Source organism: Arthrobacter sedimenti (assembly GCF_042652025.1).
Taxonomy (GTDB): domain Bacteria; phylum Actinomycetota; class Actinomycetes; order Actinomycetales; family Micrococcaceae; genus Arthrobacter; species Arthrobacter sedimenti.
This window is the reverse complement of the sequence record NZ_JBHSDQ010000004.1, coordinates 354,029-377,533: the sequence shown is the minus strand read 5'-3', so window position 1 is coordinate 377,533 and position 23,505 is coordinate 354,029. Positions and strand designations below refer to the sequence as shown.

The window sequence follows — 23,505 nt, the reverse complement described above, 5'->3', positions numbered from 1 at the left end:
TAACCGTGGCCGGGGGCATGGCGCCGCGGTTAGGCTGGCGGAATGATCAATCCAGCACGGCTGCACTCAGACCTGTCCCGCCTGGGCCGGGAGACGGACATGTTCCTTGCCACGGTCTCCTCCTTGTCCGATGAAGAGCTGGCTGCTCCTTCGCTGTGTGAAGGGTGGACCCGCGCCCACGTCATCGCGCACGTCGCCTCCAGCGGGCGCGCACTGGTTGGGCTGATCGACTGGGCTACGTCCGGGGAGGAACGCCAGCTGTACGCGTCCCCCGAAGCGCGCTCGCAGGCCATCGCTGCCCTGGCGGCCCTGCCGCGGGAGGAGCTCCTGGCTGAAGTGCGGGACTCGGTCGCCGCTTTTGCCGATGAAGCCCGGCGGTTGACCGGGGAGCTTGCGGCGCCGGAAGTTAAGGTGGGTGGCCGGGAGCTGCCGGCAACGTCCATTGTGGCGCTGCGGATTGCCGAGGTGGTGGTGCACCATCATGACCTGGACACCGCCTGGACCATTGAAGAGGCCGACCCCGATTCACTGCTGAACGCCATCGAGGCCGTGGTCCGTGCCATGCGCGCCAAGGGTGCACCCGGGATGACGCTGGTGACCGAGGAACGCGACGAGTGGATCATCGGTGACGGCGGCCTGCGCATTGAGTCGGACCGGGAAGGCCTCCTGAAATGGCTGGCACGCGGTGACGCCGAAGATATTGAAGCGGGGGGTCCGGTGCCCGCGCTGCCGGCCTGGTAAAGCCAAAGAATCCCCGCCGGGCGCCAGCGATTGCTGGGACCGGCGGGGATTCCTTCGTCGGCAGGCCGCTACTTCTTGGGCAGGCCCGCCGGGTTCAGTTCGGACTTCTGGATGGCCTCGGAGGAAAGGCCCCAGCGGTCCAGGATCTTGGCGTAGGTGCCGTCGTCGATCAGGTGGTTCAGCGCAGCTTGCGCGGCGACTGCCAGTCCGTTGCCCTTCTTGGTGGTGAAGGCGATCTGTGCCGTCAGCGGCCAGCCGCCGTTCAGCGTGCCCACCTGCTTCGTCTTCCCGTCCTGCGCCGCCTTGTACGCGGCGGCGGCGTTGGGCCCGAACGTCAGGTCCGCACGGCCTGACTGGAGCGCCAGGCTCGAGGCGGAGTCGTCGTCGTAATACTGGAACTGGACCGGCGCCAGGCCGTTCTTCTTGTTCTCTTCGTCCCAGCGCACCAGGATGGCTTCCTGGTTGGTGCCGGAGCCCACGATGATCCGCTTGCCGGCCACGTCCTTGGCTTCCTTGATCTCGCCGATGCTGGAATCACTCTTGGCGTAGAAGCCCAGCAGGTCGTTTCGGTAGGTGGCGAAGTCGAACTTCTCCTTGCGCGCCTCCGTGACGGTGACGTTGGAGAGCACGGCCTCGTACTTGGATGACTCAATGCCCAGCGGCCAGTCCGCCCACGCTACGGGCAGGACCTCGACTTCCAGTCCCAGCGTCTCGCCCACCGCGTAGGCGATATCCACCTCGCTGCCGATCAGGGTCTTGTTGTCCGTGGCGAAGAGGCTGAGCGGAGCCGCCCCGCCGGTGGTCACCACGGTGAGCTTGCCGTCGGCCTTGATCGCCTCCGGGACCAAGGCGGCAGCGGCGGGGTCGGCGGAGACCTTGAAGCGGTCCTGCTGCGGGGAGAGGTTGAAGGTCTTGCCGGCTGAGTTGGCAGCGGACGACGACGGTGCTTCCGCCGCCGAGGCGCCGGGATCGGAGCAGGCAGCCAGTCCCAGCAGCGCTGAGACGGCAAGGGCCACGACGGCGGCCGGCTTGGTTGTGAAGGCCATGGTTCCTCCTGGGAAAGGGGCGAAAGATGCAACGGAATGTGCGCGTTGCAGCAACTATCCGGCACCCCCGGAGGGGGAACCAAAGGCCCTCGAAACCCTGGGATACAGGGAGTAACGGCGGTTAACCGGAGGACCGCGGCGGTCACATTTGGGCTTCCCTCCGATCCCTGTTCCTGCAGTCAAGTAGGGCTTGTCACACATTCAGCAGAAAGCGAGTACTTGGGGAAAAAAGACAAGTGGTGATTACGCGTGTTCTCCCCATACCCGGGAAATTACGGTGGGGCTGTGAGGCGGCCAGAGAGGTCCGCCGCAATGGTCTTATCAGGAGCTCGCATGCGCACTTCCCCGTCCAAATCCCCCCTGCCCCGGCGCCTGGCTGCAGCTGTGGTCCTGCCCGGACTGCTCACAACAAGCCTGGTGCTGGTCCAGCCCGCGGTGGCAGCCCCCGGCACGGCCCCCGGAATCTGTAACGGCGTGGTCAACCAGCTGGCGCACCGCGGCGCCGTCCAGGAGAACCTCCTGAAGGCCGCCGCCAAGAAGAACGCCGACGCCATTGCTGCCCGGCAGGCGGAGAAGGCTGCCCTTCAGGCCCAGGCAGATGCACTGGCGGCACAGAAGGCGGACGCGGAGAAGGCGCTGGCTGACCTTGCAGCGCAGGAGACGCAGCTGGACAGCCAGGAAGCAGCAGCGCTGGCAGAGGTGGACAAGCTAACTGCCCAGCAGACGAGCCTGGCCTCCCAGGTGACGGCAGCGGAAGCCGCCCTCGCCGACCTACAGGACCAGCAGGCAAGCGTGGCGGGCCAGCTGGCGCCGCTGCAGGATGAACTCGCCGCGGCCCAGGCCGCCTCCGCCGGCTTGAAGGACCAGGCGGACAAGCTCGGCGCAGAACTGGTGGCCAACAGCACGGCGATTGCGGCTGCCCAAACCGAGCTTTCCCGGCTGCAGCAGGCCGCGGACCAGGCGGCTTCAGACGTCACTGCCAAGAATGCACAGATCCAGCTGGCCAAGGAACAACTGGCCACCCTGACCACTCAGGCGCAGCAGGCCGCAGATGCCGTGAACGCTGCACAGACGGAAGTCACTGACGCCGAAAATCAGCTGAAGGTACTTGAAGCTGCCGGAACCACCGCGGTCGCGGACCTTCAGGCGCAGCAGGACAAGGTGGATGCGGCCAAAGCCGCACTGGCCACACTGCAGGAAACCGCTGCCGCCGCGGACGCCGCTGTCAGCAGCAAGAAGGATCAGATCGCGACGGCCCAGACGGAGCTTACGGCCCTGCAGTCCGCAGCCTCCACTGCCAAGGCGGCACTCGATGCCAAGAACGCAGAGATCACCGCAGCCCAGTCGGACCTGCGGACCCTTCAAACCAACGCGGCGGCCGCTGCAAAGGCGGTCAGCAACAACAACGCGAAGATCTCTGCCGTGAACACTGACATCGCCAACCTCCAGAGCCAGATTGACAGCGTGAAGAGCCAGATCGCCACGAAGCAGGCCACCCTTACCCAAGCCCAGTCCGACCTCGCAACCCTGGTTACGCAGAAGAACACATTAACTGCGCAGATTGCCGATTTGGACAGTCAAATCGCCGCCATCAACGGTAACTCCAGTAAGAAACGGACGCTTCAGGCCCAGCGCGACGCCGCCGCGGCCCAGCTGGTAACTGTAAACAGTCAGATCGCTGACAAGAGCGCTACCATCTCCGGCCTTCAGGGCGACCTGGCTACCCTCCAGAGCCAGGTGGACAGCCTGAACTCCCAGCTTGTGGCCAAGCAGCAGGAAAGCAGCGCCCTGCAGCAGCAGGCAGCCCCGCTTCAGGCAGCGCTCGATGCAGCCAATTCAGCGGTCACGGCAAAACAGAACGACATCGCCACCCTCAAGGCGCAGGTGCCCGGGCTGCAGGATGCCGTGAACCAGGCAAACGCCGCTGTTGCCGGCAAGCAGTCCGAGCTCAGCACCCTGCAGGGGCAGCTCCCGGCGCTGGAACAGGCGGCGAAGGACGCTGCCGGCGCGGTGACCGCCCAGCAGCAGGTGGTGGCGGACCTCGAAGACGCATTGCCAACCCTCACCGAAAACGTTGAGCAGGCACAGCAGGCCATCACGGACCAAAAAACGGTCCTCGACGCGAAAAATGCAGCATTGACGGTCGCGCAGGGGGCGCTCACTGCAGCCAATACCGCCGTTCAGGACAAGCAGACAGAGCTTTCCACCCTGCAGGGCCAGATCAGCGGACTCCAGGCCACCCTTGATGCCGCGAACACGGCCGTCGCCACGAAGACCGGTGAAATCAACTCGCTCAATCAGCTGGGCGACGACTTGGTCGCCCGCATCAACGATCTCAATGGCCAGATCGCCACCGCCGAAGCCAACGTCCTTGACCTTCAGGGCCGGGTGACGCCGCTGCTGGATCAGCTCAATGGCCTCAATGGCGAGATCAGCGCCGCTGAAGCCAACCTCAAGGCGCTGCAGAGCCAGCTGAGCGCGGTGGACACCCAGCTGACCGCGGCGCAGGGCCAGCTCCGAACCCTGCAGACACAGAAAAAGCCAAGCAAGGACGCGGTGGAGGCGCAGAAGCTGGTCGTAGCCAGTCTGCAAACGCAGCTGGCGGACATCCAGAAGCAGATCGCCGCGATCGATCCCACCATCGCGAACGGGGGCTGCGCCGCCTGATCAACGAGGCGTGAGGACCGGCGTCCAATGGCGTGCGCCGCAAGGAGGGGACCAGTTCTTTACGAACTGGTCCCCTCTGTTACTGCCTGAAAGACGTGCCGGCTAGCTCAGCGCGGTAAGAACTTCCTTGGCCACGTCCTCGCTGGACTGCGGGTTCTGGCCGGAGATGAGGTTGCCGTCCCGGACCACATTGGAGGACCAGGCCGCGCCGTTTTCGACGACGGCGCCCTTCTCCTTCAGCGCGTCCTCCACCAGCCACGGCGTGTTCTCACCGGTGCCGCCGCCAAGCTCTTCCTCGTTGGTGAAGACCGTGAGGCGCCGTCCCTTGAAGGCGAATGCGCCGTCGTCGTCCGTTGCGCTCAGCAGCCCGGCGGGGCCGTGGCAGAACGGCGCAATGATCTTGCCGTCCTTGTTGGCTGCCACCAGGATGCGGCCCAGGTCGGCGTCCTTGTACAGGTCGGCCATGGGACCGTGGCCGCCGGGCATCACCACGGCGTCGTAGGAGGCAACGTCGACGTCGGCCAGGACCAGCGGGTGCGCCAGCTCGCCGTCGATCTTCGCGATGTAGTCCTTAAACCCCTGCGCCCGCTCGTCCCCACCTGCCGACTCGGCAGCCAGGCTCACCTGGTCCACCGTGGGCTTCCGGCCTCCCGGGGTGGCGATGTGTACCGTGTTGCCGGCCTCGGTCAGGGTCTGGTGGGACACCACCAGTTCCTCTGCCCAGTAGCCGGTGGGGTGTTCGCTGCCGTCCTTCATGGTGAGGGAATCTGCGGCCGAGACGACCATCAAAATGTTTGCCATGGTGTTTCTCCTGTCCTTGCTGACGTGAGTGTCTTTGCTGACGTGAGTGGCTGGAAGCCGCTTGCTACTTGCCGGCTGCTTCAAGCTCAGCGTACGTGTCGTCGTCGAGCGTGATGCCGGCGGCGGCCATGTTCTCCTCGAGGTGCTGCACGGAGCCGGTGCCGGGGATGGGCATCATCACGGGTGAGCGGCGCAGCAGCCAGGCCAGGGCTACCTGGGAGGTGGTGGCGCCCAGGCGCTTCGCGGCCTCGTCGAGCGGGCCGCCCGGCTGGGCGAGCTCGCCCGCCGAGATCGGAGCCCACGGGATGAAGCCGATGCCGTTTTCCTCGGAGTAGCGCAGCACGTCCTCGGAGCTCCGGTCGGTCAGGTTGTAGCGGTTCTGGACGGTGGAGACCGTGAAATGCCTGCTCGCAGCCTCCAGGTCCTCAACGCTCACCTGCGACAGGCCCAGGGCGCGGACCTTGCCTTCGTCCTGGAGTTCGCGCAGGACGCCGAACTGTTCCTCGGCGTCCACCTTGGGATCAATCCGGTGCAGCTGAAGCAGGTCAAGGGTGTCCACCTTCAGCTTCCGCAGGCTCAGCTCGGTCTGCTGGCGCAGGTATTCGGGCCGGCCAACGGGAATCCACTTGTTGGGCCCGGTGCGGGTGAAGCCCACCTTGGTGGCGATCTTCAGCCCCTCCTTGTACGGGTGCAGGGCCTCGGCGATGATTTCCTCGCTGATGTTGGGGCCATAGGAGTCGGCGGTGTCGATGAAGTCCACGCCGAGTTCGACGGCGCGGCGCACCACGTCGATGGCGGCCTGGCGGTCCTTGGGCTCACCCCAGACACCGTCACCCACGATGCGCATGGCACCAAAACCGAGCCGGTGCACGGTTCCCAGGTCCTTGAGGTCGATCGTTGCGGACAGTTCCAGCTGGTTCCTTGAATCATGGCTCATAGGGGCGGCAACATCGTAAGCGTGCTGAGTATTCCGGCGGAGACGAAATAAGCCGGGCTCCGCCGTCGTTATGCCTCAAGTGCCCGCCGCAATCCGGCCGGCGATTCTTACGAAACGTTCCTGAAAGGCCGCAACTGACGTGACTCTTCCCCTTTCCATCCTTGACCTGGCAACCATCGGCAAAGGCCAGACGGCGGCGGAGAGCTTCGCGGGCAGCGTGGCCATGGCGCAGAGCGCCGAAAAGCTGGGCTACCGGCGCATCTGGTACGCCGAGCACCACAACATGTCCTCCATCGCCTCCTCCGCCACCAGCGTGCTGATCGCGCACGTGGCCGCGCACACCGAAAGCATCCGGCTGGGTGCCGGCGGCGTCATGCTGCCCAACCACTCGCCGCTGACCATCGCAGAACAGTTCGGCACCCTGGAAACCCTGCACCCGGGCCGGATCGACCTGGGCCTGGGCCGGGCGCCCGGCAGCGACCAGAACACCATGCGGGCGCTGCGCCGCGACCCGATGTCCGCGGACAGCTTCCCGCAGGACGTCCTTGAGCTGCAGGGCTACCTGACCGGCCCCACCCGCATCCAGGGCGTCGAGGCCACCCCGGGTAAGGGGACCAATGTCCCGCTGTACATCCTGGGCTCGTCCCTGTTCGGCGCCCGCCTGGCCGCGCAGCTGGGCCTGCCCTACGCTTTCGCCTCGCACTTTGCCCCGGCCGCGCTGCAGGATGCGGTGGAAATCTACCGCCGCGAGTTCAAGCCGTCAGCCCAGCTTGACGCCCCGCACGTGATCGCCGGCGTCAACGTGATCGCCGCCGACTCCGCCTCGGAAGCGCAGGCGATGTTCCAGGCCACCAAGCGCGCCCGCGTCTCCCTGTTCTTCGGCGGCGGCCGCGAGTTCACAGACGACGAAGCTGACATGATCCTTGACTCGCCGCAGGGACGGCACATGGCGCAGATGATGACGTACTCCGCGGTGGGGACGCCCGACGTCGTCATCGATTACCTGGAGAGCTTCGGCAAGCACGCCGACGCCGACGAACTCATCGTGGCGCACCAGAGCCCAGGAACCCAGGACCGCCTGCGGTCCGTCGAGCTGCTGGCGCAGGCCGCCGGCCTGGTGGCGGTCTGACATGGCAAACGCGGCGAACGCCAAAGACGGCGTAGGGTTCCGGTCCGAGCGCGGGCCCATCCTCATTGCCCTAATGCTGTCCACGGGACTCGTGGCCATCGATTCCACCATCGTGGCCACGGCCGTCCCGTCGATTGTGCGGGACATCGGCGGCTTCTCCTCCTTCCCCTGGCTCTTCTCCGCGTATCTGCTGGCGCAGGCCGTGTCCGTGCCGATCTACGGCAAGCTGTCCGACATGGCGGGCCGCAAACCCATCATCCTCACCGGCATCGGCCTGTTCCTGCTGGGTTCGGTGCTGTGCGGCGTGGCCTGGAGCATGCCCTCGCTGATCGCCTTCCGGGCACTGCAGGGGCTCGGTGCCGGCGCTGTCCTGCCGGTGGCCGTCACCATCGCCGGCGACATTTACACCCTTCAGGAGCGCGCCAAGGTCCAGGGCTACCTGGCCAGCGTCTGGGCCATTTCCTCCGTAGTGGGCCCCAGCCTGGGCGGTGTTTTCTCCGCACTGGGCATCTGGCGCGGCATTTTCCTGGTCAACGTCCCGCTCTGCCTCCTGGCCGGGTGGATGCTGGTCCGCACCCTGCACGAGAACGTGGAACGGAAGAAGCACAAGGTGGACTACGCAGGCGCCGTGCTGCTGGCCGGCTCACTTGGCCTGCTCATCCTCGGCGCCCTCCAGGGCGGCCAGGCGTGGGCTTGGAATTCGCCCATCGGCATCGGCGTGTTCGTGGTGGGCGCAGTCCTGCTGGCGGCATTCCTCCTGGTGGAACGCCGGGCAGCGGAGCCCATCCTGCCGGCTTGGGTGGTGTCCCGCCGCCTGCTCGCCACCACCGCGCTGGTGTCCTTCGGCGTCGGCACGGTAATGATCGGCCTGACGTCCTACGTGCCCACCTTCCTTGAAGGCGCCCTGTCCTCCTCGCCGCTGGTGGCCGGCCTGGCGCTCGCCGCCCTGACCCTCGGCTGGCCGCTCAGCGCCTCGCAGGCCGGGAAGTTCTACCTGCGAATCGGGTTCAAGACCACGGCGCTGATCGGCATTGCCATCTCCGTGGTTGGCCTGCTGATCCTGTCGCTCACGGCCTCTTCGCCCAACGTGGCGCTGATCGCGGTGAGCTGCTTCGTCGTCGGGCTCGGCCTGGGCCTGCTGGCCACCCCGACGCTGATTTCCGCCCAGTCCAGCGTCCCCTGGCACGAACGCGGCGTGGTGACCAGCACCAACATGTTTGCCCGCTCCATCGGGAGCGCCCTGGGCGTGGCCGTTTTCGGTGCCGTGGCCAACGCCATCTACGGCGGCAGCACTGGTGGCGACGCCGATCCCGCCACTGTTATTTCCGCGTCCGGGGCCGTCTTCCTGGCCGCGCTGGTGGCCGGGCTGCTGACCGTTGTCGCCGTATTGACCATGCCTGCAGTCAAGGCTGACAGCGTGGAGCAGGCGGGCGACGGTGCAGGTGAAGCAGGCCAGGTTCCCAGCCGGGCGGAAGGCCGCAGCAGCTAGCGCGACGCCCGGAAGATCGACGGTGCCGGCCGGGTCCCCGTGGCCAGGTCCGCCAGGATCCGCCCCACCACCGGCGTGAACTTGAAGCCGTGCCCGGAGAAGCCCGCGCCGATCACCACCGGCCCGATCCGGTCCAGGATGAAGTCCTCGTCCGGGGTGGTGGTGTAGGTGCAGCTGATGGCCTCGAACGAGTCGGCATCCACGCCGGGCAGCCACTGCCGGGCATACTCCTGAAGGGCGGCGAGCTGCGTTGGCTCCGGCAGGAAGTCGCGGTGGTCCGGGTCCACTTCCGGGCCAACCCCGTGCCAGCCTGCCTTGATGCCCTCGCCTGGGGTCTGCATGCCGTAAACAGGGGAGTACCAGCCCTGGTAGTCCGGGGCGGGGTAGTGGTTGAAGCCGGGCCACACGGCGCCGGCGTCCGTCACCCGGAAGTGCGCCGGCTGCTCCTGGGTCACCCTGAGGCGGGGAATCCTGATGCCCTGCGGGCCGCTAACTTTGCCCAGCAGCTTCTCGGTCCAGCCGCCTGCCGTCACCACGGCCTGGGCTGCGGTGACCAGCTCAGTGCCTGCGGCCGAATCAAGCGTCAGCCGCACGCCGTCGTCGAACACCTCGAAGCCCACCACTCTGGTGTTATGCCTGACTTCGGCGCCCCGGGCGGACGCCAGCCGCTGGAAGGCGGGGAGCGCCGCTTCCGGGTTGAGTTGGCCGCCGTCGGGCATGTGCAGGACCTGCTGATCGAAGTGGATGCCGCGCCACTGTTCGCCGGCCTCGGCCGGGTGCAGGAACTCGGCGCGGATGCCGGCGGTGGTGAGGGCTGCCGCAATTCTTTGAGCGTCGAAGCCCGGGCCGTGGGTGACGACGCCGGTCCGCGTCAGCAGCCGCTCGCCGCTTTCCTGCTCCAGCTCCTCCCACAGCGCCAGCCCCTCGGCCAGCATGGCCACGTAGTCCGGCTGGTGGTAGCCCGGGTTCAGGTTCCGGGTGGCGCCGTGCGACGCGCCGATTTTGTGTCCGGGGCCGAACTGCTCCACCAGCGTCACCTGCCGGCCACGCCGCGACAAGGCCCACGCGGCCGCGGAACCCATGGCCCCGCCGCCGATCACCACGGTATCCAGCACAGTATTCATCAGCCCTCCAAGCTGCGGTTATGCCTGCTCAATGCCTATGCCAGGAGCAGCGCCACACCGATCATCGCCGGTACCGCCACCACGGTGGTGATCAGCACGGTGTCCTTGGCCACGGTAAGCCCTGTCTGGTAGCGGCTGGCCGCAACGAACACGTTCTGCGCAGTGGGCAGGGCCGAGGTGACCACCACGGCGAACAGGGCATGCCCGTCCATCCCCAGCGCGAAGCGGGCAAAAAGGTAGGCAAGGGCCGGCTGGACTCCCAGCTTGAAGCCGCTGGCCAGCAGGGTGTCGAGGCGCCGGTTGGCGGATGCCTGCAGCGGCCGGGTGCCGTTCAGGCTCATGCCGAATGCGATGAGCATGGCGGGAATCGCCGCGCCGCCGATCAGGTGGATGGGCTCCATGACCAGCTCCGGGACCTGGAAGCCGGTGCCGGCCACCAGCAGCCCCAAGCCGGACCCCACGATCATGGGGTTGCGCAGGATCATCAGGAAGAAGCCCAGCACGGTGGTGCGGTGCGTGCTGGTGCTCGAGTCAAGGATCATCAGGAACATCGGGGTGAAGAACGCCAGCTGGAAAATCAGCAGCGGTGCCACATAGCTGGCATCGCCCAGAACATATACCGCAATGGGAATACCCAGGTTTGCCGAGTTGGCCAGGGAGGCGGACATTGCCGACATCAGCGATTCCGGGAGTGCCCGTTTCAGCCAGAACCTGGTGATGGTGAAGAAAATGGCCGCCGTAACAATTGCTGCGACCGCCGTGACCAGCAGCGGTTCAGCGAAAACTTCCTGCAGCCGCGCCTTACTGAGGGTTTCGAAGAGCAGTGCCGGGCTGGCGACGAAGAAGGTCAGGCCGCTGAGGACGGGCCGGGCGTTGTCGCCGAGGATCCTTTGCCGGCCCACGAACCAGCCCACCAGGATGATGCACCACACCACGAAGAATCCGGCCAGCACCCCTAGCAAAGGATGCCTCGCGGGGCATGGAAGAAGGGTCTACCGGAGTTCACGCTCCGGGATCAGACGGTGGCGTTGTTCAGCGCGAACGGCGGGCGCACTACGCCAGGGGTAAGGCCCTCGGCGGGATCATTGCCCAGCTGGATCACGCGGTTGTTCTCGTCCACATGGACCACTCGGGGTTCGAAGGACTTGGCCTCTTCTGTGGTCATCTGGGCGTAGGTGATCAGGATGATGATGTCGTTCTCGTGCATCAGGTGCGCCGCTGCACCGTTGATGCCAATCACGCCGGAGCCGCGTTCGCCGGCGATGGTGTAAGTTTCAAGCCGCGCGCCGTTGGTGACGTCCACGATGGACACCAACTCGCCGGGAAGGATGTCGGCGGCCTCAAGCAGGTCGAGGTCAACGGTGACCGAGCCTACGTAGTGCAGGTCGGCGTGCGTGACGGTGGCCCGGTGGATTTTGGACTTGAACATTGTTCGATTCATAACGGGTCCAGTCTAGACCTGCGGTTCCTCACCTGCAGTGACGCACGAAACACAGGCCCACAGATGACGCCGCTGCGCACTGAGTCCGGCCGTCAGTGCGCAGGGGACGCACCTGCGCAACCACGAGCTCCCTGGGTGCGCAGTAAGGAGGCGTACGACGGCGGCCGGTCACCCGGCGTCGTCCGTTGCCACTGCGGCGGCGGCAGCAGCCAAGGTTTCCCGGGCGGCGAGGATGGCAGGGCGCTGGGCGCTGGAGCGGCGGACCGAGGTGAAGATGGTGCGGTGCGGCTTGCCGGGCAGCTCCAGCAGCTGGGCGGTGGTGCCGCGGCCGGTCCACACCAGGTCCGGCATCAGGGCCACGGCATTGCCGGACTCGATCAGCCGCGCCTGGGCCTGGAGGTCCGCTGTCTCGAAGCGCACGTCCGGCTCGAAGCCCGCGCTGCGGCACGCCTGCTCCGCCCAATGGCGCGATGCGGCACCCCGCGGTTCCATGACCCAGGCGAGCTCCGCGGTGTCCACCAGTGAACGGATGGCGGGTGCGCCGTGGGACGCCGGGGGAACGGCCAGCCGGATGGCATCGGTGGTCAGCTTCACCCGGTCCAGCTCCGGGTACCGCGGTGCCGCATGGCCGGGGTACTGCTCAGCGATCACCAGGTCGAAGTCGCGCGCCCATGTTTCATGCAGCGCCGTTTCCGGCTCCCGCTGGATCATTTCGATCCGGACTTCGGGGTACGTGCTGGCCATGCGCGTCAGGGTGTCCGGCATCAGGGCGAGCGCCGCGGACTGGAACACCGCGATGCGCACCGTGCCCGTGACGGTGGTCAGCGAGGCTGCCAGATCCGCCTCCGCCTGTTCCATGGTTTCCAGCAGCTGGGCGGTGTGGGCCACCAACACTTCCGCCTGCGGGGTCAGCTGGACCCGGCGCCCCGTTTTGCGGAGCAGCTCCACGCCCACTTCCTTCTCCAGCAGGGCCAGCTGCTGCGAGACCGACGACGGGCTGTACTGCAGGGCCTCCGCCACCTCAGCCAGCGTCCCCCGGATGCTTAATTCGCGGAGCAGCCGGAGCCTGCGGACGTCGAGCATGGCATATTCCTAACTGAAACTAACGAATATAGGTTAGAAGTAGTCACTTTATCTAACGCAAACCCGCACGCATACTGTTGAAATCGAGTTACCCCCGTCACAGCCAGGTCCCTTGGCGTGCCGCGGCGGGGTCGCCCCCCAAGCAGGAGTTCCTGATGAGCACCAAAGATTTGAGCCAGTCGATCATGCGGCGCAAGCCCATCGATGACATCGAAGAAGAGAGCAAGCACAGCGGACTGTTTAAGTCCCTGGGACTGTGGCAGCTCACCGCCATCGGCGTTGGCGGCATTATCGGCGTCGGCATCTTCTCCCTCGCGGGACTGGTGGCCGCCGGCAGTGAAGGCAACCCGGGAGTGGGGCCCGCGGTACTGATTTCCTTCCTGATCGCGGGCCTGGCCTCTGCGGCCGCGGCCCTGTCCTACGCGGAATTCGCGGGCATGATTCCCCGCGCCGGTTCCGCCTACACCTACGGCTACGTGGCGCTCGGCGAGGTGATCGGCTGGTTCATCGGCTGGGACCTGCTGCTGGAATACATCGCCATCGTGGCCGTGGTGGCCATTGGCATCTCCGGCTACCTTGACGCCTTCCTGTCCGGCATCGGCATCCACATGCCTGCCTGGATGACGTCCACGGTGGACGAGGGCAAGGGCGGCATCATCAACATCCCCGCCATCCTGGTCTGCCTCCTGGTTACGTGGATCCTGTCCCGCGGCACCAAGGCGTTCGGCCGGTTCGAACTCGTCGCCGTCGCCATCAAGATCGTCCTGATCCTCTTCATCATCGGCCTCGGCGTGTTCTACATCGACACCAACAACTACAACCCGTTCATGCCCAGCGGATTCGGCCCGGTTGTTGCAGGCTCCGCCACCGTCTTCTTTGCCGTGTTTGGATACGACGCCATGAGCACCGCGGCCGAGGAAGCCAAGGACGGCAAGAAGCACATGCCCAAGGCCATCGTGCTCTCGCTCATCATCGCCATGCTGCTCTATGTTGCCGCCACCCTGGTCCTTACCGGCATGCAGAACTACAAGGACATCGACCCCAAGGCCGGCTTCGCTTCCGCCTTCACCTCCGTGGGCCTGCCTGTGATCGCCACCATCATCTCGGTGTTTGCCGTGCTGTCCATCCTCACCGTGATGCTCACCTTCCTGCTGGGCGTCACCCGCGTGTGGTTCTCGATGAGCCGCGACGGGCTGCTTCCCGGCTGGTTCTCCAAGACCGACCGCCACGGCACCCCGCAGCGCGTCACCTGGATCGGCGGCATCGCCTCAGCGTTCCTGGCCGGCGTCTTCCCGATTAAGGCCGTCGCGGATCTGACCAACATCGGCATCCTGGCCGCGTTCGTCGTCGTATGCCTGTCCGTCATCATCTTCCGCTACAAGCGCCCCGATGCTCCCCGCACCTTCCGCTTGCCGCTGATGCCTGTGATCCCTGCCTTCGGTGTCCTGGCCTCGGCCTTCCTGATGCTCCAGTTGCACTGGGAAACCTGGCTGCGGTTCGTGGTGTGGCTGATTATTGGTTTGGTCATCTACTTCGGCTACGGCCGCAAGCACTCGCTGATGAACCCCAACAGCCCCCGCCACCAGGAACTGGCGGACCTCCACCGCCCGCTTTCCTAACCCCAACCCCCGCACGCCCGCTCACGTCTCGCGGGTTTTCCTGAAACGCCCGCTCACGTCTTGCGGTTTTTTCTAAAACCCTCGCTCACGTTCCGTCAGAACAGGAACCCTCCTGCACATCACGTGCAGGAGGGTTCTTTGTTTAGCCGCTGAAAGTGAGCGGGCGTTTGGGTTTTAGCCGCCAAAAGTGAGCGGGCGTTTGGAGTTTGCAAAGCATTGGTTTTTCTAACCTGTATTAGTTGGAAAAGATCGCTTTATCTTATGTGATTGGAAGCTCATACTGATGGAAAGACCCCTCCCTCAGTAAGAAAGATCGGGAACATCATGACCCACGTTGCAATGGAACCGGCAGTCGCCAAAGCGGCCACCCCGCAGGCGGTCGACGTCGACGTCCCCCAGGCAAAGGCCCTCGCCGATGAGGCAGTCGCACTGGTCCGCCACTGGCTTACCGAGGCCGCCAAGGTGCCGGTGGACCCGTCGGCCCAGCAGCTTGCCGGCGTCCTCAAGGATCCCAACGGCCTGGACTTCACCGTGGGCTTCGTGGACGGTGTGGTCCGTCCCGAGGACCTGAACGTCGCAGCCCGCAACCTCGCCGCACTCGCCCCCAAGGTTCCGGCCTTCCTGCCCTGGTACATGCGCAGCGCCGTGGCACTCGGCGGCACCATGGCTCCGGTCATGCCCCAGGTGGTTATCCCCATCGCCCGCAAGGTACTGCGCGAAATGGTGGGCCACCTGATCGTGGACGCCACCGACGCCAAGCTGGGCCCGGCCATCGCAAAGATCAAGAAGGACGGCATCAAGCTCAACGTCAACCTGCTCGGCGAGGCGGTCCTCGGCGAGCATGAGGCCTCCCGCCGCCTCGAGGGAACGCATACCCTGCTGGCGCGTCCCGACGTCGACTACGTCTCCATCAAGGTCTCCTCCACCGTGGCACCGCACTCCGCCTGGGCCTTCGACGAAGCGGTGGAACACGTCGTCGAAAAGCTCACCCCACTCTTCCAGCGCGCCAACTCCTTCGCCGCGGGCGGCCGCAAGGCCAAGTTCATCAACCTGGACATGGAGGAGTACAAGGACCTGGACATGACCATCGCGGTCTTCACCCGGATCCTGGATAAACCCGAGTTCAAGAACCTCGAGGCCGGCATCGTGCTCCAGGCCTACCTCCCGGACGCGCTGTCCGCCATGATCCGCCTGCAGGACTGGGCCGCAGAGCGCTGCGCCAACGGCGGTGCCGGCATCAAGGTCCGCGTGGTGAAGGGCGCCAACCTGCCCATGGAACAGGTGGAAGCCTCCCTCCACGACTGGCCGCTGGCCACCTGGGGCAGCAAGCAGGACTCCGACACCAGCTACAAGCGGGTCATCAACTACGCGCTGCACCCGGACCGGATTAAGAACATCCGCATCGGCGTGGCCGGCCACAACCTGTTCGACATCGCCTTCGCCTGGCTGCTGGCCAAGGAGCGCGGCGTGGAGTCGGGCATTGAGTTCGAGATGCTGCTGGGCATGGCGCAGGGCCAGGCCGAGGCCGTTAAGAAGGACGTTGGCTCCCTGCTCCTTTACACGCCCGTGGTGCACCCTGCCGAATTCGACGTGGCCATCGCCTACCTGATCCGCCGCCTGGAAGAGGGCGCAAGCCAGGAAAACTTCATGTCCGCGGTCTTTGAGCTCAGCGAAAACGAGGGCCTGTTCGAGCGCGAAAAGCAGCGCTTCCTCTCCTCGCTGGAGGCCCTGGACAACACCGTCCCGCTGCCAAACCGGCGCCAGGACCGGAGCCTCCCGCCGGAGCCGATGCCGCACACCGGTTTCCGGAACACCCCTGACACCGATCCCGCGCTCCCCGCCAACCGCACCTGGGGCCGCGCCATCCTGGGCCGTGTCGCCTCCTCCGCCCTGGGCGAGGACTCCGTCAAGGCTGCCTTCATCAACGACGAGGAAACCCTCAATAGCGCCATCGACAATGCCCTTGAGAAGGGCAAGGCCTGGGGCCGGCTCTCCGGCAACGAGCGTGCCGAGATCCTGCACCGCGCGGGCGAGATCCTGGAAGCCCGCCGCGCTGACCTGCTCGAGGTCATGGCGAGCGAGACCGGCAAGACCATCGACCAGGGCGATCCCGAGGTCAGCGAGGCCGTGGACTTCGCCCACTACTACGCCGAATCCGCCCGCAGGCTGGAAACGGTCGACGGCGCCACGTTCGTCCCAGCTAAGCTCACCGTTGTCACCCCGCCATGGAACTTCCCGGTCGCCATCCCGGCCGGGTCCACCCTTGCGGCACTCGCCGCCGGCTCCGCCGTCGTGATTAAACCCGCCAAGCAGGCCGCCCGCAGCGGCGCTGTGATGGTCGAAGCGCTGTGGGAGGCTGGCGTGCCCAAGGGTGCGCTGACCATGGTGCAGCTGGGGGAGCGGGAGCTCGGCACCCAGCTCATCAGCCATCCTGCCGTGGACCGCGTGATCCTCACCGGCGGCTACGAAACCGCTGAGCTGTTCCGTTCCTTCCGTAAGGACCTGCCGCTGCTGGCCGAAACCAGTGGCAAGAACGCCATTATCGTCACCCCCAGCGCGGACCTGGACCTCGCTGCCAAGGATGTGGCGTACTCCGCGTTTGGCCACGCCGGGCAGAAGTGCTCCGCCGCCTCGTTGGTGATCCTGGTGGGCTCGGTGGCCACTTCCAAGCGGTTCCACAACCAGCTGATCGACGCCGTCACCTCCCTCAAGGTGGGCTACCCGCAGGATCCCACCAGTCAGATGGGCCCGATCATCGAGCCCGCCAACGGCAAGCTGCTAAACGCCCTCACCACGCTGGGCGACGGCGAAAACTGGGCCGTGGAACCGAAGAAGCTGGACGAAACCGGCCGGCTCTGGAGCCCGGGCGTGCGCCACGGCGTCAAGCGGGGCTCCTACTTCCACCTCACCGAGTTCTTCGGCCCCGTCCTGGGCGTGATGACCGCCGAGACGCTGGAAGAGGCCATCGCCATCCAGAACCAGATCGAGTACGGCCTCACCGCGGGCCTGCACTCGCTCAACACCGAGGAACTCGGCATCTGGCTGGACACCATCCAGGCCGGCAACCTCTACGTCAACCGCGGCATCACCGGCGCCATCGTCCAGCGACAGCCCTTCGGTGGCTGGAAGAAATCGGCAGTCGGCGCCGGCACCAAGGCGGGCGGCCCCAACTACCTGGCGGGGCTGGGGGATTGGGCGCCGGCCGAGAGCACGGCTACTGCCTCTGTCACCCACGCTGGGGTGCGCCGCATCCTGGACGCAACTGGTTCCGCCCTGCAGCCCGCCGAGCTCGAGTCCGTCCAGCGTGCCCTGGCGTCCGACGCCGAGGCCTGGGCTGAGGAGTTCGGCACCGCCAAGGACGTCTCCGGGCTGAGCGCGGAGCGCAACGTCTTCCGCTACCGCAGCCTGCCGGTCACCATCCGCCTCTCTGAAGGTGCGCCGCTGGCACACCTCGTCCGGACTGTGGCAGCCGGGGTGCTGGCGGGTTCGGCACTCACGGTGTCCACCGCCGTCGAACTTCCCGCCCAGCTGCGCTCCGTGCTCACCGCGCAGGACATTGACGTGAAGGTGGACTCCGACGCCGACTGGCTGGCTTCGGCGGGGCACCTCGCCGCGGCGGGCAGGCTGTCCGGGGCGCGCATCCGCCTGATCGAAGGCGACGCTTCCGCACTGGCCGAAGCGACCGGCGGACGCCCGGACCTGGCCATCTACGCCCACGCCGTTACCGAGGCCGGCCGGGTGGAGCTGCTGCCGTTCCTGCACGAGCAGGCCGTCAGCATCACCGCCCACCGCTTCGGTACCCCAAACCACCTGTCGGACACGCTGATCTAGGGCAGGCAGGCGGTAAAAAGGTCCGGTGGTTGGGCTTGTTTACACAAGCCCAACCACCGGACCTTTTCTATGTCCTTTAGCCCAGGTACCAGCCGGGTGGTGCCCAGGTGGCCGGGACGCTGTGCGCGGAAAAATCCTCGCAGCGGGTGCAGGTGTAGGCTACCTCGCCAAGGGTGGCCACGCTTCCGTCACGTCGGTACGTGGGCGGAATGTACGACTCAAGGTAGACGAATTCGTCAGTACGGCATTTGTCGCAGGTTGGTTTTCCCACGTAACCGGAGTCAAGGGAGGCGTGTCCGGTTCCGAGGGTGTTCTGGCGCGTGGACGGCCGCGGTGCAGAGTACGGGCGTGCGTGGGCAGAACCGAGATGGATGTTCCTGGCTGTCGTCATTGGCTGCCTGTCCCAAGCGTTTTCCCATGCAGGGGACGCGCTTGATTTAGTGAACTGGCCTGCTGCTTGACCTTGAAAATTCAGCATAGGCCATGCCAGTTCCCCTATCAATGGACACGGACCCCCTAACTCCCCCAAATGCTGGAAATCGTGCCGGAAGAGAGTTAGGTTTGCCGGTTAATGGTCCGGCCGACGATCGACTGGGTAAGGGCGTCGATCACCTCGGCGTTTGCCAGCGGGTTGCGGATCAAAGTGAAGTCCACATCCCCCACGGGGGGAAGATCGAAGCGGCGGGTGATGATCTTCAGGTCTTCGGGCACCAGTGATGTCGGCATCACCGCAACGCCGATCCCGGCCCGGACCGCTGCCAGTACGCCACTGATCTGCCGGGTGGTGCAGGTGATCCGCCACGTCCTGCCATGCGCTTCGAGTGCATCGATGGCGAGCTTCCGGCTGAGGCTGGGGGCGGGGTAGGCAATCAGCGGTACAGGGTTGCCCGGCTCCATCACAGTCTGCTCCAGGCCCACCCAGGAGAAGGAATCGTGCTGAACCACAGTGCCGTCCTTTGCCCCGGCCACCCATTTCACGAAGACCAGGTCCAGTTGTCCGGCGTTGAGCTTGCGGTACAGCTGGTCGCTTTGCCCCACCGTCAGTTCCAGGTTGATCTGCGGATAGATCTGCCGGAACTCGCGCAGGATCCGGGGCAGCCCGGTGATGGCGAGGTCGTCCGCGGTGCCGAACCGCAACCGGCCCCGCATCGCGGAGCCGGAGAAATAACGGGCGGCGGCGTCGTGGGCGGACAGGATGTTCCGGGCGAATCCGGCCATGGCATCGCCGTTGTCCGTGAGCCGGACGTCGCGGGTATCGCGCGTGATCAGGCTGCGTTTGGCTGCCGCTTCCAGCTTGCGGATGTGCTGGCTGATGGTGGGCTGGGCCAGCCCCAGGCGCTCGGCGGCCTTGGTGAAGCTGAGGGTGTCGGCCACGGCCAGGAAGGAGCGCAACTGGGCTGGTTCGAACATGGGGACTCCGGTGTCTCTGGGGCTGCGGACCTATTGCGTATTGCAATACGAGTTATAGGGACCATACGCCTCCATAATCTGCTCTGCCAGCCTAGCGTTAAGGACATCCCAGACCGCCCCGCAATTTTGAGGACATCCCTGTGGCACCCCCACCGCCTTCGTCGGCCTCCATCTCCCAGCCAATCATCGACGCGGCGGGCTCAGCGCCGCCGGACAACCAGACCCAGCCGATTCCCGTCGTCGCAGACCGGCTCCCATGGAAGCACACCTTCATCTCGCTGAAGGTGCCCAACTTTCGGATCTTTGCTGCCGGCCACTTCATCGCGGTCATCGCCATCTGGATGCAGCGGATCGCCCAGGACTGGCTGGTGCTCCAGCTTTCCGGCTCCGTAACAGCCGTTGGCGTCACCGTGGCGCTGCAGTTCCTGCCCTCCTTGCTGCTGGGCCCCTGGGGTGGCATGATCGCCGACCGGTTCGCCAAGCGGAAGATCCTCATCCTGTGCCAGAGCATGGCCGCCGTCCTGGCCGCAACGCTGGCCACCCTTGCCCTCACCGGTGTCATCATGGTTTGGCATGTCTACGGCATTGCGCTGATCCTGGGCCTGGTGACAGTCCTGGACCAGCCCGCACGCCAGGTGTTCGTCAACGAACTTGTGGGCCCCACCTACCTACGGAACGCTATCAGCGTCAACTCCACCACCTTCCAGCTGGGCGGCCTGATCGGCCCGGCCATCGCAGGCCTGCTGCTGACGGCGGTGGGTGCCGGCTGGGCCTTCGCAGCCAACGCCCTGGCCTGCTGCTCCACCGTGGTGATGCTCCTGGTCCTGCGGAAGGACCAGCTGTTCGTCAGCGCCCCCACACCCAAGAGCAAGGGAATGCTGCGGGAGGGGCTCCGCTATGCCCTGAGCAAGCCCACCATCTACTGGCCATGGCTGATGGCCGGATTTGTCTCAGTCTTTGCCATGAGCCTGCCCGTAATCCTCGCCGCCTTCGCGGACCATATCTTCCAGGTGGGCGCCGGCGGCTACGGCGTGCTCAATGCCCTGGTGGCACTCGGTGCCCTCTCCGGCGCCGTGGCATCCACCCGCCGTCGTCAATTGCGCCTTCGGTCCGTGGTGTTCTGCGCCGGCATGTACGGCCTGATGCTCTGCCTTGCCGCGCTTGCCCCGTCGATGGTGACCTTCGGGGCGGTGATGGTGCTGTCCGGATTCTGGTGCCTTATGTTCCTGACCGGCTGCAACCAGCTGGTGCAGATCAGTTCCAACCTAGGCATCCGCGGCCGTGTGATGAGCCTGTACATCATGGTGCAGATCGGGGGCCAGGCGCTGGGCGGGCCCATGTTGGGTTCGATCGCCGAACATGCCAACCCCCATGTTGCCCTGCTGGTCTCCGGCGGCGTCCCGGCGCTGGCGGCCGCGACGGTGGGGGCAATCCTCGCGCGGAAGGGCTCGCTGCAGCTCAAGGTGGACTGGCGGGACCGGCGGCATCCGGTGCAGATCGCGCGGCGGGCGGCGGCGTAACAGGGCCGTGCTGGCAGGGTCAGGGAAGAGGGGAGGGGGCCTGGTCCGGCAGGAAGGGGTTGGAGCGGCTGACGGGAATCGAACCCGCGTATCAAGCTTGGGAAGCTAGCGCTCTACCATTGAGCTACAGCCGCAGCGCCCTCGCTTGAGCGGGGCAGAACTTAGCTTAGCGCAGATCTCCGGGCTCCCCGCCAACCCGGCAAGCAGCGGCGTCGTGTCCTTGAAACAGGCCATGCAACCCGCGGCGTCATCCAGTAACTCTTCAATAACGTCCGCGCTGCCTGCTAGGTCCGGGCGGTGAGCGCTGGCTAACCTGATCCGGGTAGCGGCCGCATTTGGGGGAGGCAGCTATTGCGGCAGCCGACGTCAACCACAGGAACTTTTTTCATGGCAATCGCAGAGCACGAGGTCCTCATCGAACGCGACGCCATGGCCGTGTACCAATACCTCCTTGACGCGACCAATCTTCCCGCCTGGCGCAGCGATGTCCGGAGCGTGAAGCTCCTGCACGGCCCGGCCGATGCCAACGGCGCGCTGTACCGCAAAATGGTGGCCGGCCGCTCCGGCCTGAGCATCCCGGCCGAGCTGGAGATCACCAACGTGCGGCCCGGGGCCGAAATAGAATTCCACATTGTCTCCGGCCCGGCAACGCGCTGGGGCGGCTACTACCTCAGCACCGAGGACGCCGGGACCCGCGTGCGGTTCTCCATGGAAGCGAAACGCGGCGGCCGCTTCGGCTTCCTCAGCACGTTCACGTTTCTCGACGGGATGCTGCAGCGCCGCGTCTGCTCCGATGTGGCCCAGCTGGACCGGCTGAAGCACGTACTGGAACTGCAGCCCGCAATCTGACGCCGGCTGAGGGGCGCCAGGGTTCCGGGTTTCGGTTGCCGGCTTTGGCCTATTGCGCCAGCCGTTGCCCGGCCCAGGGGCCGGCGATGTTCGACGGCGACGCGAGGCTTCCCGAGGTCAGGTCCCAGTACTGCACGGTGTCGTTGGCCCGCCGAAGCGCTATGCCAGTGGAATTCAGTCCGGTGACATTGCGCAGCGCCCGGATTCCCGTAACATCTGTCCACCCCGTCGCGACGGTGGGCCGGGCCTCAGCGCGAACGGCGGTGGTGCCCCACCCGCGGTAGAGCTGCACGGTGCCGTCGGTCTTCAACGCCAGGACGTCCTGGAAGCCGTCAGCGTCGTAGTCCACCATGGAGAGCCGGGAGGCGTAGACGCCCGTGGCAATGGTGACCCGGTCCGCGATATCCCCCGTGCCCTTGTTGGCATACATGAACAGGTTGCCGGCGCCATCCAGCGCCAGGATCTGGGGCATCCGGTTGTTGGCGCACCACCCACCGACCGCCAGGGTCAGGGTGTTCCAGCCGCCTGTTCCGAGGGTGATGGGCGCCTGGAACCCGCCACTGGCGATGCCCCTGTGCAGGGTCAGGTTGCCGCCGGTCCACTGCGTCAGGACGTCATAGGCGCCGTCCCGGTCCCAGTCGGTGACAAAGACTTCCTTGGCTCCGCCAAAGCCGGATCCGATGACCTTGGCTGCGGCGTAGGTGCGGGGCCCGGTGGACGCCCGGTTCAGCAGCTGGCCGGCGGAGTCGACGGAAACGAGGTCGGCCGGGCCGGTGATTGCCGCGGCGGCGAGGTTGAGGGTGGGCGGCATGTGCTTGACGGGTGCATCGCACAGACTTGGCGGCGGCGGCGGGAAAGCCCCGCCCGACCCGGCGCCGCCCGGGGAATCGAGCGTACCTGCCGGCAGTGTGGTGTATCCGAAGAAGTTCACTACACCCCAGATCTGGTAGGTGGAGTTCGTGTAGGAGATCCCGGCGCCCATTACGTTGAAGCGCGGGTCGAGAAGCATGGCGTTGTGGCCCGGCGATCCCTTCCACCACTCCACGAGCTGGGCGGCGTCGCGGTCGGTGCGGATGGCAATGACTTCGCCGGCGCCGTTGTTGGGGTTCAGGGCGCGCGGATCGGTCCAGAAACTCGCCCGGTGCTCGATCACTTCACGCGAGGCAATGCTGTCCGACCATTCCTGCGACATCCCGGCCACCGTGGGGTGGTACTTGACCTTGTTCAGGCCGTTGGCCACCCGGTACTCGTTGATCTTGTTAAAGACGGTAAGGACGGCGGACGCGTTGCTGTCCGGTACCAGTGCCTCGGTGGAAAGGGTAGCGGATTCGGGAGCCGGCAGCTGTGTTGTGGACGGTGATGCCAGTTCCTGGTCTGGTGCCCACAGCGGTGGGATGGACGCCGTTTGGGGTGTGGGCTGCGTGGAAGCGGCAGTGGCCTCCGGAGCCGACAGCGTTTCCGTGGCAGGCGCAACCCCTGCCTCGGACGAACGGGCGACGTCGGGGCCGGGCGTGCCGGTCGAGGGAGCAGGCTGCGGTGCTGGGGTTGGCCCGGTCAGGGGGGAAGCGATGCGAATGTCCGGGTCCACGGCAGGGGTGAGTTTGCCTGCCGGGTCCGCCTGAGCTGACGTTCCGCCGCTGCGGACCAGCGGGGTCTGCAACGTGATGCTCGCCGTGCCCGACGCCTGGCCGAACGGCAGCGGTTCGGGTGGTGCGGCAGCGGACGAAGAGACCAACGCCAACGCACAGAGCACGCCAATAAAAGACGGTGCCACTAATTTATTCACAACATCCCCAGCTCTGTTACGCCATCCGGGAG

At 66.0% G+C, this 23,505-nt stretch carries 18 protein-coding genes and 1 tRNA gene; 8 read left to right on the top strand and 11 right to left on the bottom strand.

Going from position 1 to position 23,505, the window contains the following annotated elements; genetic code table 11:
- Nucleotides 1-42: 42 nt before the first annotated feature.
- Nucleotides 43-741, top strand: a complete 699-nt coding sequence (locus ACFO0G_RS12320) for a maleylpyruvate isomerase family mycothiol-dependent enzyme (protein WP_286400024.1) — start codon at nucleotides 43-45, stop codon at nucleotides 739-741.
- A 68-nt stretch (nucleotides 742-809) separates the two neighbouring features.
- Here the strand turns inward: ACFO0G_RS12320 and ACFO0G_RS12315 are convergent, their stop codons facing one another.
- Nucleotides 810-1,787 carry an ABC transporter substrate-binding protein gene (locus ACFO0G_RS12315; RefSeq protein ID WP_286400020.1) on the bottom strand — a complete coding sequence of 326 codons (978 nt, stop codon included), beginning with the start codon at nucleotides 1,785-1,787 and terminating at the stop codon, nucleotides 810-812.
- A gap of 333 nt (nucleotides 1,788-2,120) precedes the next feature.
- Here ACFO0G_RS12315 and ACFO0G_RS12310 point away from each other — a divergent pair, with 333 nt between their 5' ends.
- Entirely contained in the window at nucleotides 2,121-4,454 is a 2,334-nt protein-coding gene (locus ACFO0G_RS12310) for a coiled-coil domain-containing protein (RefSeq protein ID WP_376977873.1), read from the top strand.
- Between the two features lie 102 nt (nucleotides 4,455-4,556).
- Here ACFO0G_RS12310 and ACFO0G_RS12305 read toward each other — a convergent pair whose 3' ends face one another.
- Nucleotides 4,557-5,255: a type 1 glutamine amidotransferase domain-containing protein gene (locus ACFO0G_RS12305; RefSeq protein ID WP_376977872.1), complete on the bottom strand. Its 699-nt coding sequence runs from the start codon at nucleotides 5,253-5,255 to the stop codon at nucleotides 4,557-4,559.
- A gap of 64 nt (nucleotides 5,256-5,319) precedes the next feature.
- Nucleotides 5,320-6,192 carry an aldo/keto reductase gene (locus ACFO0G_RS12300; protein ID WP_286400012.1) on the bottom strand — a complete coding sequence of 291 codons (873 nt, stop codon included), beginning with the start codon at nucleotides 6,190-6,192 and terminating at the stop codon, nucleotides 5,320-5,322.
- A 139-nt stretch (nucleotides 6,193-6,331) separates the two neighbouring features.
- Here ACFO0G_RS12300 and ACFO0G_RS12295 point away from each other — a divergent pair, with 139 nt between their 5' ends.
- The gene (locus tag ACFO0G_RS12295; RefSeq protein ID WP_286400009.1) at nucleotides 6,332-7,321 is read left to right on the top strand and encodes an LLM class flavin-dependent oxidoreductase; all 990 of its coding nucleotides are present in this window, start codon (nucleotides 6,332-6,334) and stop codon (nucleotides 7,319-7,321) included.
- Nucleotide 7,322: 1 nt separating this feature from the next.
- A complete protein-coding gene (locus tag ACFO0G_RS12290) occupies nucleotides 7,323-8,810 on the top strand; it encodes an MFS transporter (RefSeq protein ID WP_286400006.1) in 1,488 nt (495 codons plus the stop codon).
- On the opposite strand, the gene ACFO0G_RS12285 is transcribed toward ACFO0G_RS12290, so the two are convergent.
- The 4 genes from ACFO0G_RS12285 to ACFO0G_RS12270 all read right to left on the bottom strand — a co-directional run bounded on the left by ACFO0G_RS12285 (nucleotide 8,807) and on the right by ACFO0G_RS12270 (nucleotide 12,458).
- Complete coding sequence (locus tag ACFO0G_RS12285) at nucleotides 8,807-9,934, bottom strand: FAD-dependent oxidoreductase (RefSeq protein WP_286400003.1); 1,128 nt, start codon at nucleotides 9,932-9,934, stop codon at nucleotides 8,807-8,809. The genes ACFO0G_RS12290 and ACFO0G_RS12285 overlap by 4 nt on opposite strands.
- Nucleotides 9,935-9,969: 35 nt before the next feature.
- Nucleotides 9,970-10,896, bottom strand: coding sequence for an AEC family transporter (locus ACFO0G_RS12280; protein ID WP_286400000.1), 927 nt, complete (start codon nucleotides 10,894-10,896; stop codon nucleotides 9,970-9,972).
- Nucleotides 10,897-10,949: 53 nt separating this feature from the next.
- Nucleotides 10,950-11,375: an aspartate 1-decarboxylase gene (gene panD, locus ACFO0G_RS12275; RefSeq protein ID WP_200830651.1), complete on the bottom strand. Its 426-nt coding sequence runs from the start codon at nucleotides 11,373-11,375 to the stop codon at nucleotides 10,950-10,952.
- A gap of 168 nt (nucleotides 11,376-11,543) precedes the next feature.
- Entirely contained in the window at nucleotides 11,544-12,458 is a 915-nt protein-coding gene (locus ACFO0G_RS12270; RefSeq protein ID WP_286399995.1) for a LysR family transcriptional regulator, read from the bottom strand.
- A gap of 155 nt (nucleotides 12,459-12,613) precedes the next feature.
- Here ACFO0G_RS12270 and ACFO0G_RS12265 point away from each other — a divergent pair, with 155 nt between their 5' ends.
- The gene (locus tag ACFO0G_RS12265) at nucleotides 12,614-14,077 is read left to right on the top strand and encodes an amino acid permease (RefSeq protein ID WP_142132328.1); all 1,464 of its coding nucleotides are present in this window, start codon (nucleotides 12,614-12,616) and stop codon (nucleotides 14,075-14,077) included.
- A gap of 324 nt (nucleotides 14,078-14,401) precedes the next feature.
- Complete coding sequence (locus ACFO0G_RS12260) at nucleotides 14,402-17,908, top strand: bifunctional proline dehydrogenase/L-glutamate gamma-semialdehyde dehydrogenase (protein WP_286399990.1); 3,507 nt, start codon at nucleotides 14,402-14,404, stop codon at nucleotides 17,906-17,908.
- Nucleotides 17,909-17,984: 76 nt separating this feature from the next.
- Here ACFO0G_RS12260 and ACFO0G_RS12255 read toward each other — a convergent pair whose 3' ends face one another.
- Both ACFO0G_RS12255 and ACFO0G_RS12250 read right to left on the bottom strand, forming a co-directional pair.
- On the bottom strand, nucleotides 17,985-18,299 hold the full coding sequence (locus ACFO0G_RS12255; protein WP_236799977.1) for a hypothetical protein: 315 nt from the start codon (nucleotides 18,297-18,299) through the stop codon (nucleotides 17,985-17,987).
- A 164-nt stretch (nucleotides 18,300-18,463) separates the two neighbouring features.
- Nucleotides 18,464-19,318 carry a LysR substrate-binding domain-containing protein gene (locus ACFO0G_RS12250; RefSeq protein WP_286399985.1) on the bottom strand — a complete coding sequence of 285 codons (855 nt, stop codon included), beginning with the start codon at nucleotides 19,316-19,318 and terminating at the stop codon, nucleotides 18,464-18,466.
- A gap of 140 nt (nucleotides 19,319-19,458) precedes the next feature.
- Here ACFO0G_RS12250 and ACFO0G_RS12245 point away from each other — a divergent pair, with 140 nt between their 5' ends.
- Nucleotides 19,459-20,838: an MFS transporter gene (locus ACFO0G_RS12245; RefSeq protein WP_376977868.1), complete on the top strand. Its 1,380-nt coding sequence runs from the start codon at nucleotides 19,459-19,461 to the stop codon at nucleotides 20,836-20,838.
- A 60-nt stretch (nucleotides 20,839-20,898) separates the two neighbouring features.
- Here ACFO0G_RS12245 and ACFO0G_RS12240 read toward each other — a convergent pair.
- Nucleotides 20,899-20,972 (bottom strand) — tRNA-Gly (locus tag ACFO0G_RS12240).
- Nucleotides 20,973-21,225: 253 nt separating this feature from the next.
- Here ACFO0G_RS12240 and ACFO0G_RS12235 point away from each other — a divergent pair.
- Entirely contained in the window at nucleotides 21,226-21,687 is a 462-nt protein-coding gene (locus ACFO0G_RS12235) for an SRPBCC family protein (protein WP_286399979.1), read from the top strand.
- 49 nt (nucleotides 21,688-21,736) lie between these two features.
- Here the strand turns inward: ACFO0G_RS12235 and ACFO0G_RS12230 are convergent, their stop codons facing one another.
- Entirely contained in the window at nucleotides 21,737-23,461 is a 1,725-nt protein-coding gene (locus ACFO0G_RS12230; RefSeq protein ID WP_286399976.1) for a CAP domain-containing protein, read from the bottom strand.
- Nucleotides 23,462-23,505 lie beyond the last annotated feature (44 nt).

Coding starts and splice junctions, on each gene's coding strand:
- ACFO0G_RS12320 (WP_286400024.1), top strand. CDS start 43: ATGATCAATCCAGCACGGCTGCACTCAGACCTGTCCCGCCTGGGCCGG.
- ACFO0G_RS12315 (WP_286400020.1), bottom strand. CDS start 1,787: ATGGCCTTCACAACCAAGCCGGCCGCCGTCGTGGCCCTTGCCGTCTCA.
- ACFO0G_RS12310 (WP_376977873.1), top strand. CDS start 2,121: ATGCGCACTTCCCCGTCCAAATCCCCCCTGCCCCGGCGCCTGGCTGCA.
- ACFO0G_RS12305 (WP_376977872.1), bottom strand. CDS start 5,255: ATGGCAAACATTTTGATGGTCGTCTCGGCCGCAGATTCCCTCACCATG.
- ACFO0G_RS12300 (WP_286400012.1), bottom strand. CDS start 6,192: ATGAGCCATGATTCAAGGAACCAGCTGGAACTGTCCGCAACGATCGAC.
- ACFO0G_RS12290 (WP_286400006.1), top strand. CDS start 7,323: ATGGCAAACGCGGCGAACGCCAAAGACGGCGTAGGGTTCCGGTCCGAG.
- ACFO0G_RS12285 (WP_286400003.1), bottom strand. CDS start 9,934: ATGAATACTGTGCTGGATACCGTGGTGATCGGCGGCGGGGCCATGGGT.
- panD (WP_200830651.1), bottom strand. CDS start 11,375: ATGAATCGAACAATGTTCAAGTCCAAAATCCACCGGGCCACCGTCACG.
- ACFO0G_RS12270 (WP_286399995.1), bottom strand. CDS start 12,458: ATGCTCGACGTCCGCAGGCTCCGGCTGCTCCGCGAATTAAGCATCCGG.
- ACFO0G_RS12265 (WP_142132328.1), top strand. CDS start 12,614: ATGAGCACCAAAGATTTGAGCCAGTCGATCATGCGGCGCAAGCCCATC.
- ACFO0G_RS12260 (WP_286399990.1), top strand. CDS start 14,402: ATGACCCACGTTGCAATGGAACCGGCAGTCGCCAAAGCGGCCACCCCG.
- ACFO0G_RS12255 (WP_236799977.1), bottom strand. CDS start 18,299: ATGACGACAGCCAGGAACATCCATCTCGGTTCTGCCCACGCACGCCCG.
- ACFO0G_RS12250 (WP_286399985.1), bottom strand. CDS start 19,318: ATGTTCGAACCAGCCCAGTTGCGCTCCTTCCTGGCCGTGGCCGACACC.
- ACFO0G_RS12235 (WP_286399979.1), top strand. CDS start 21,226: ATGGCAATCGCAGAGCACGAGGTCCTCATCGAACGCGACGCCATGGCC.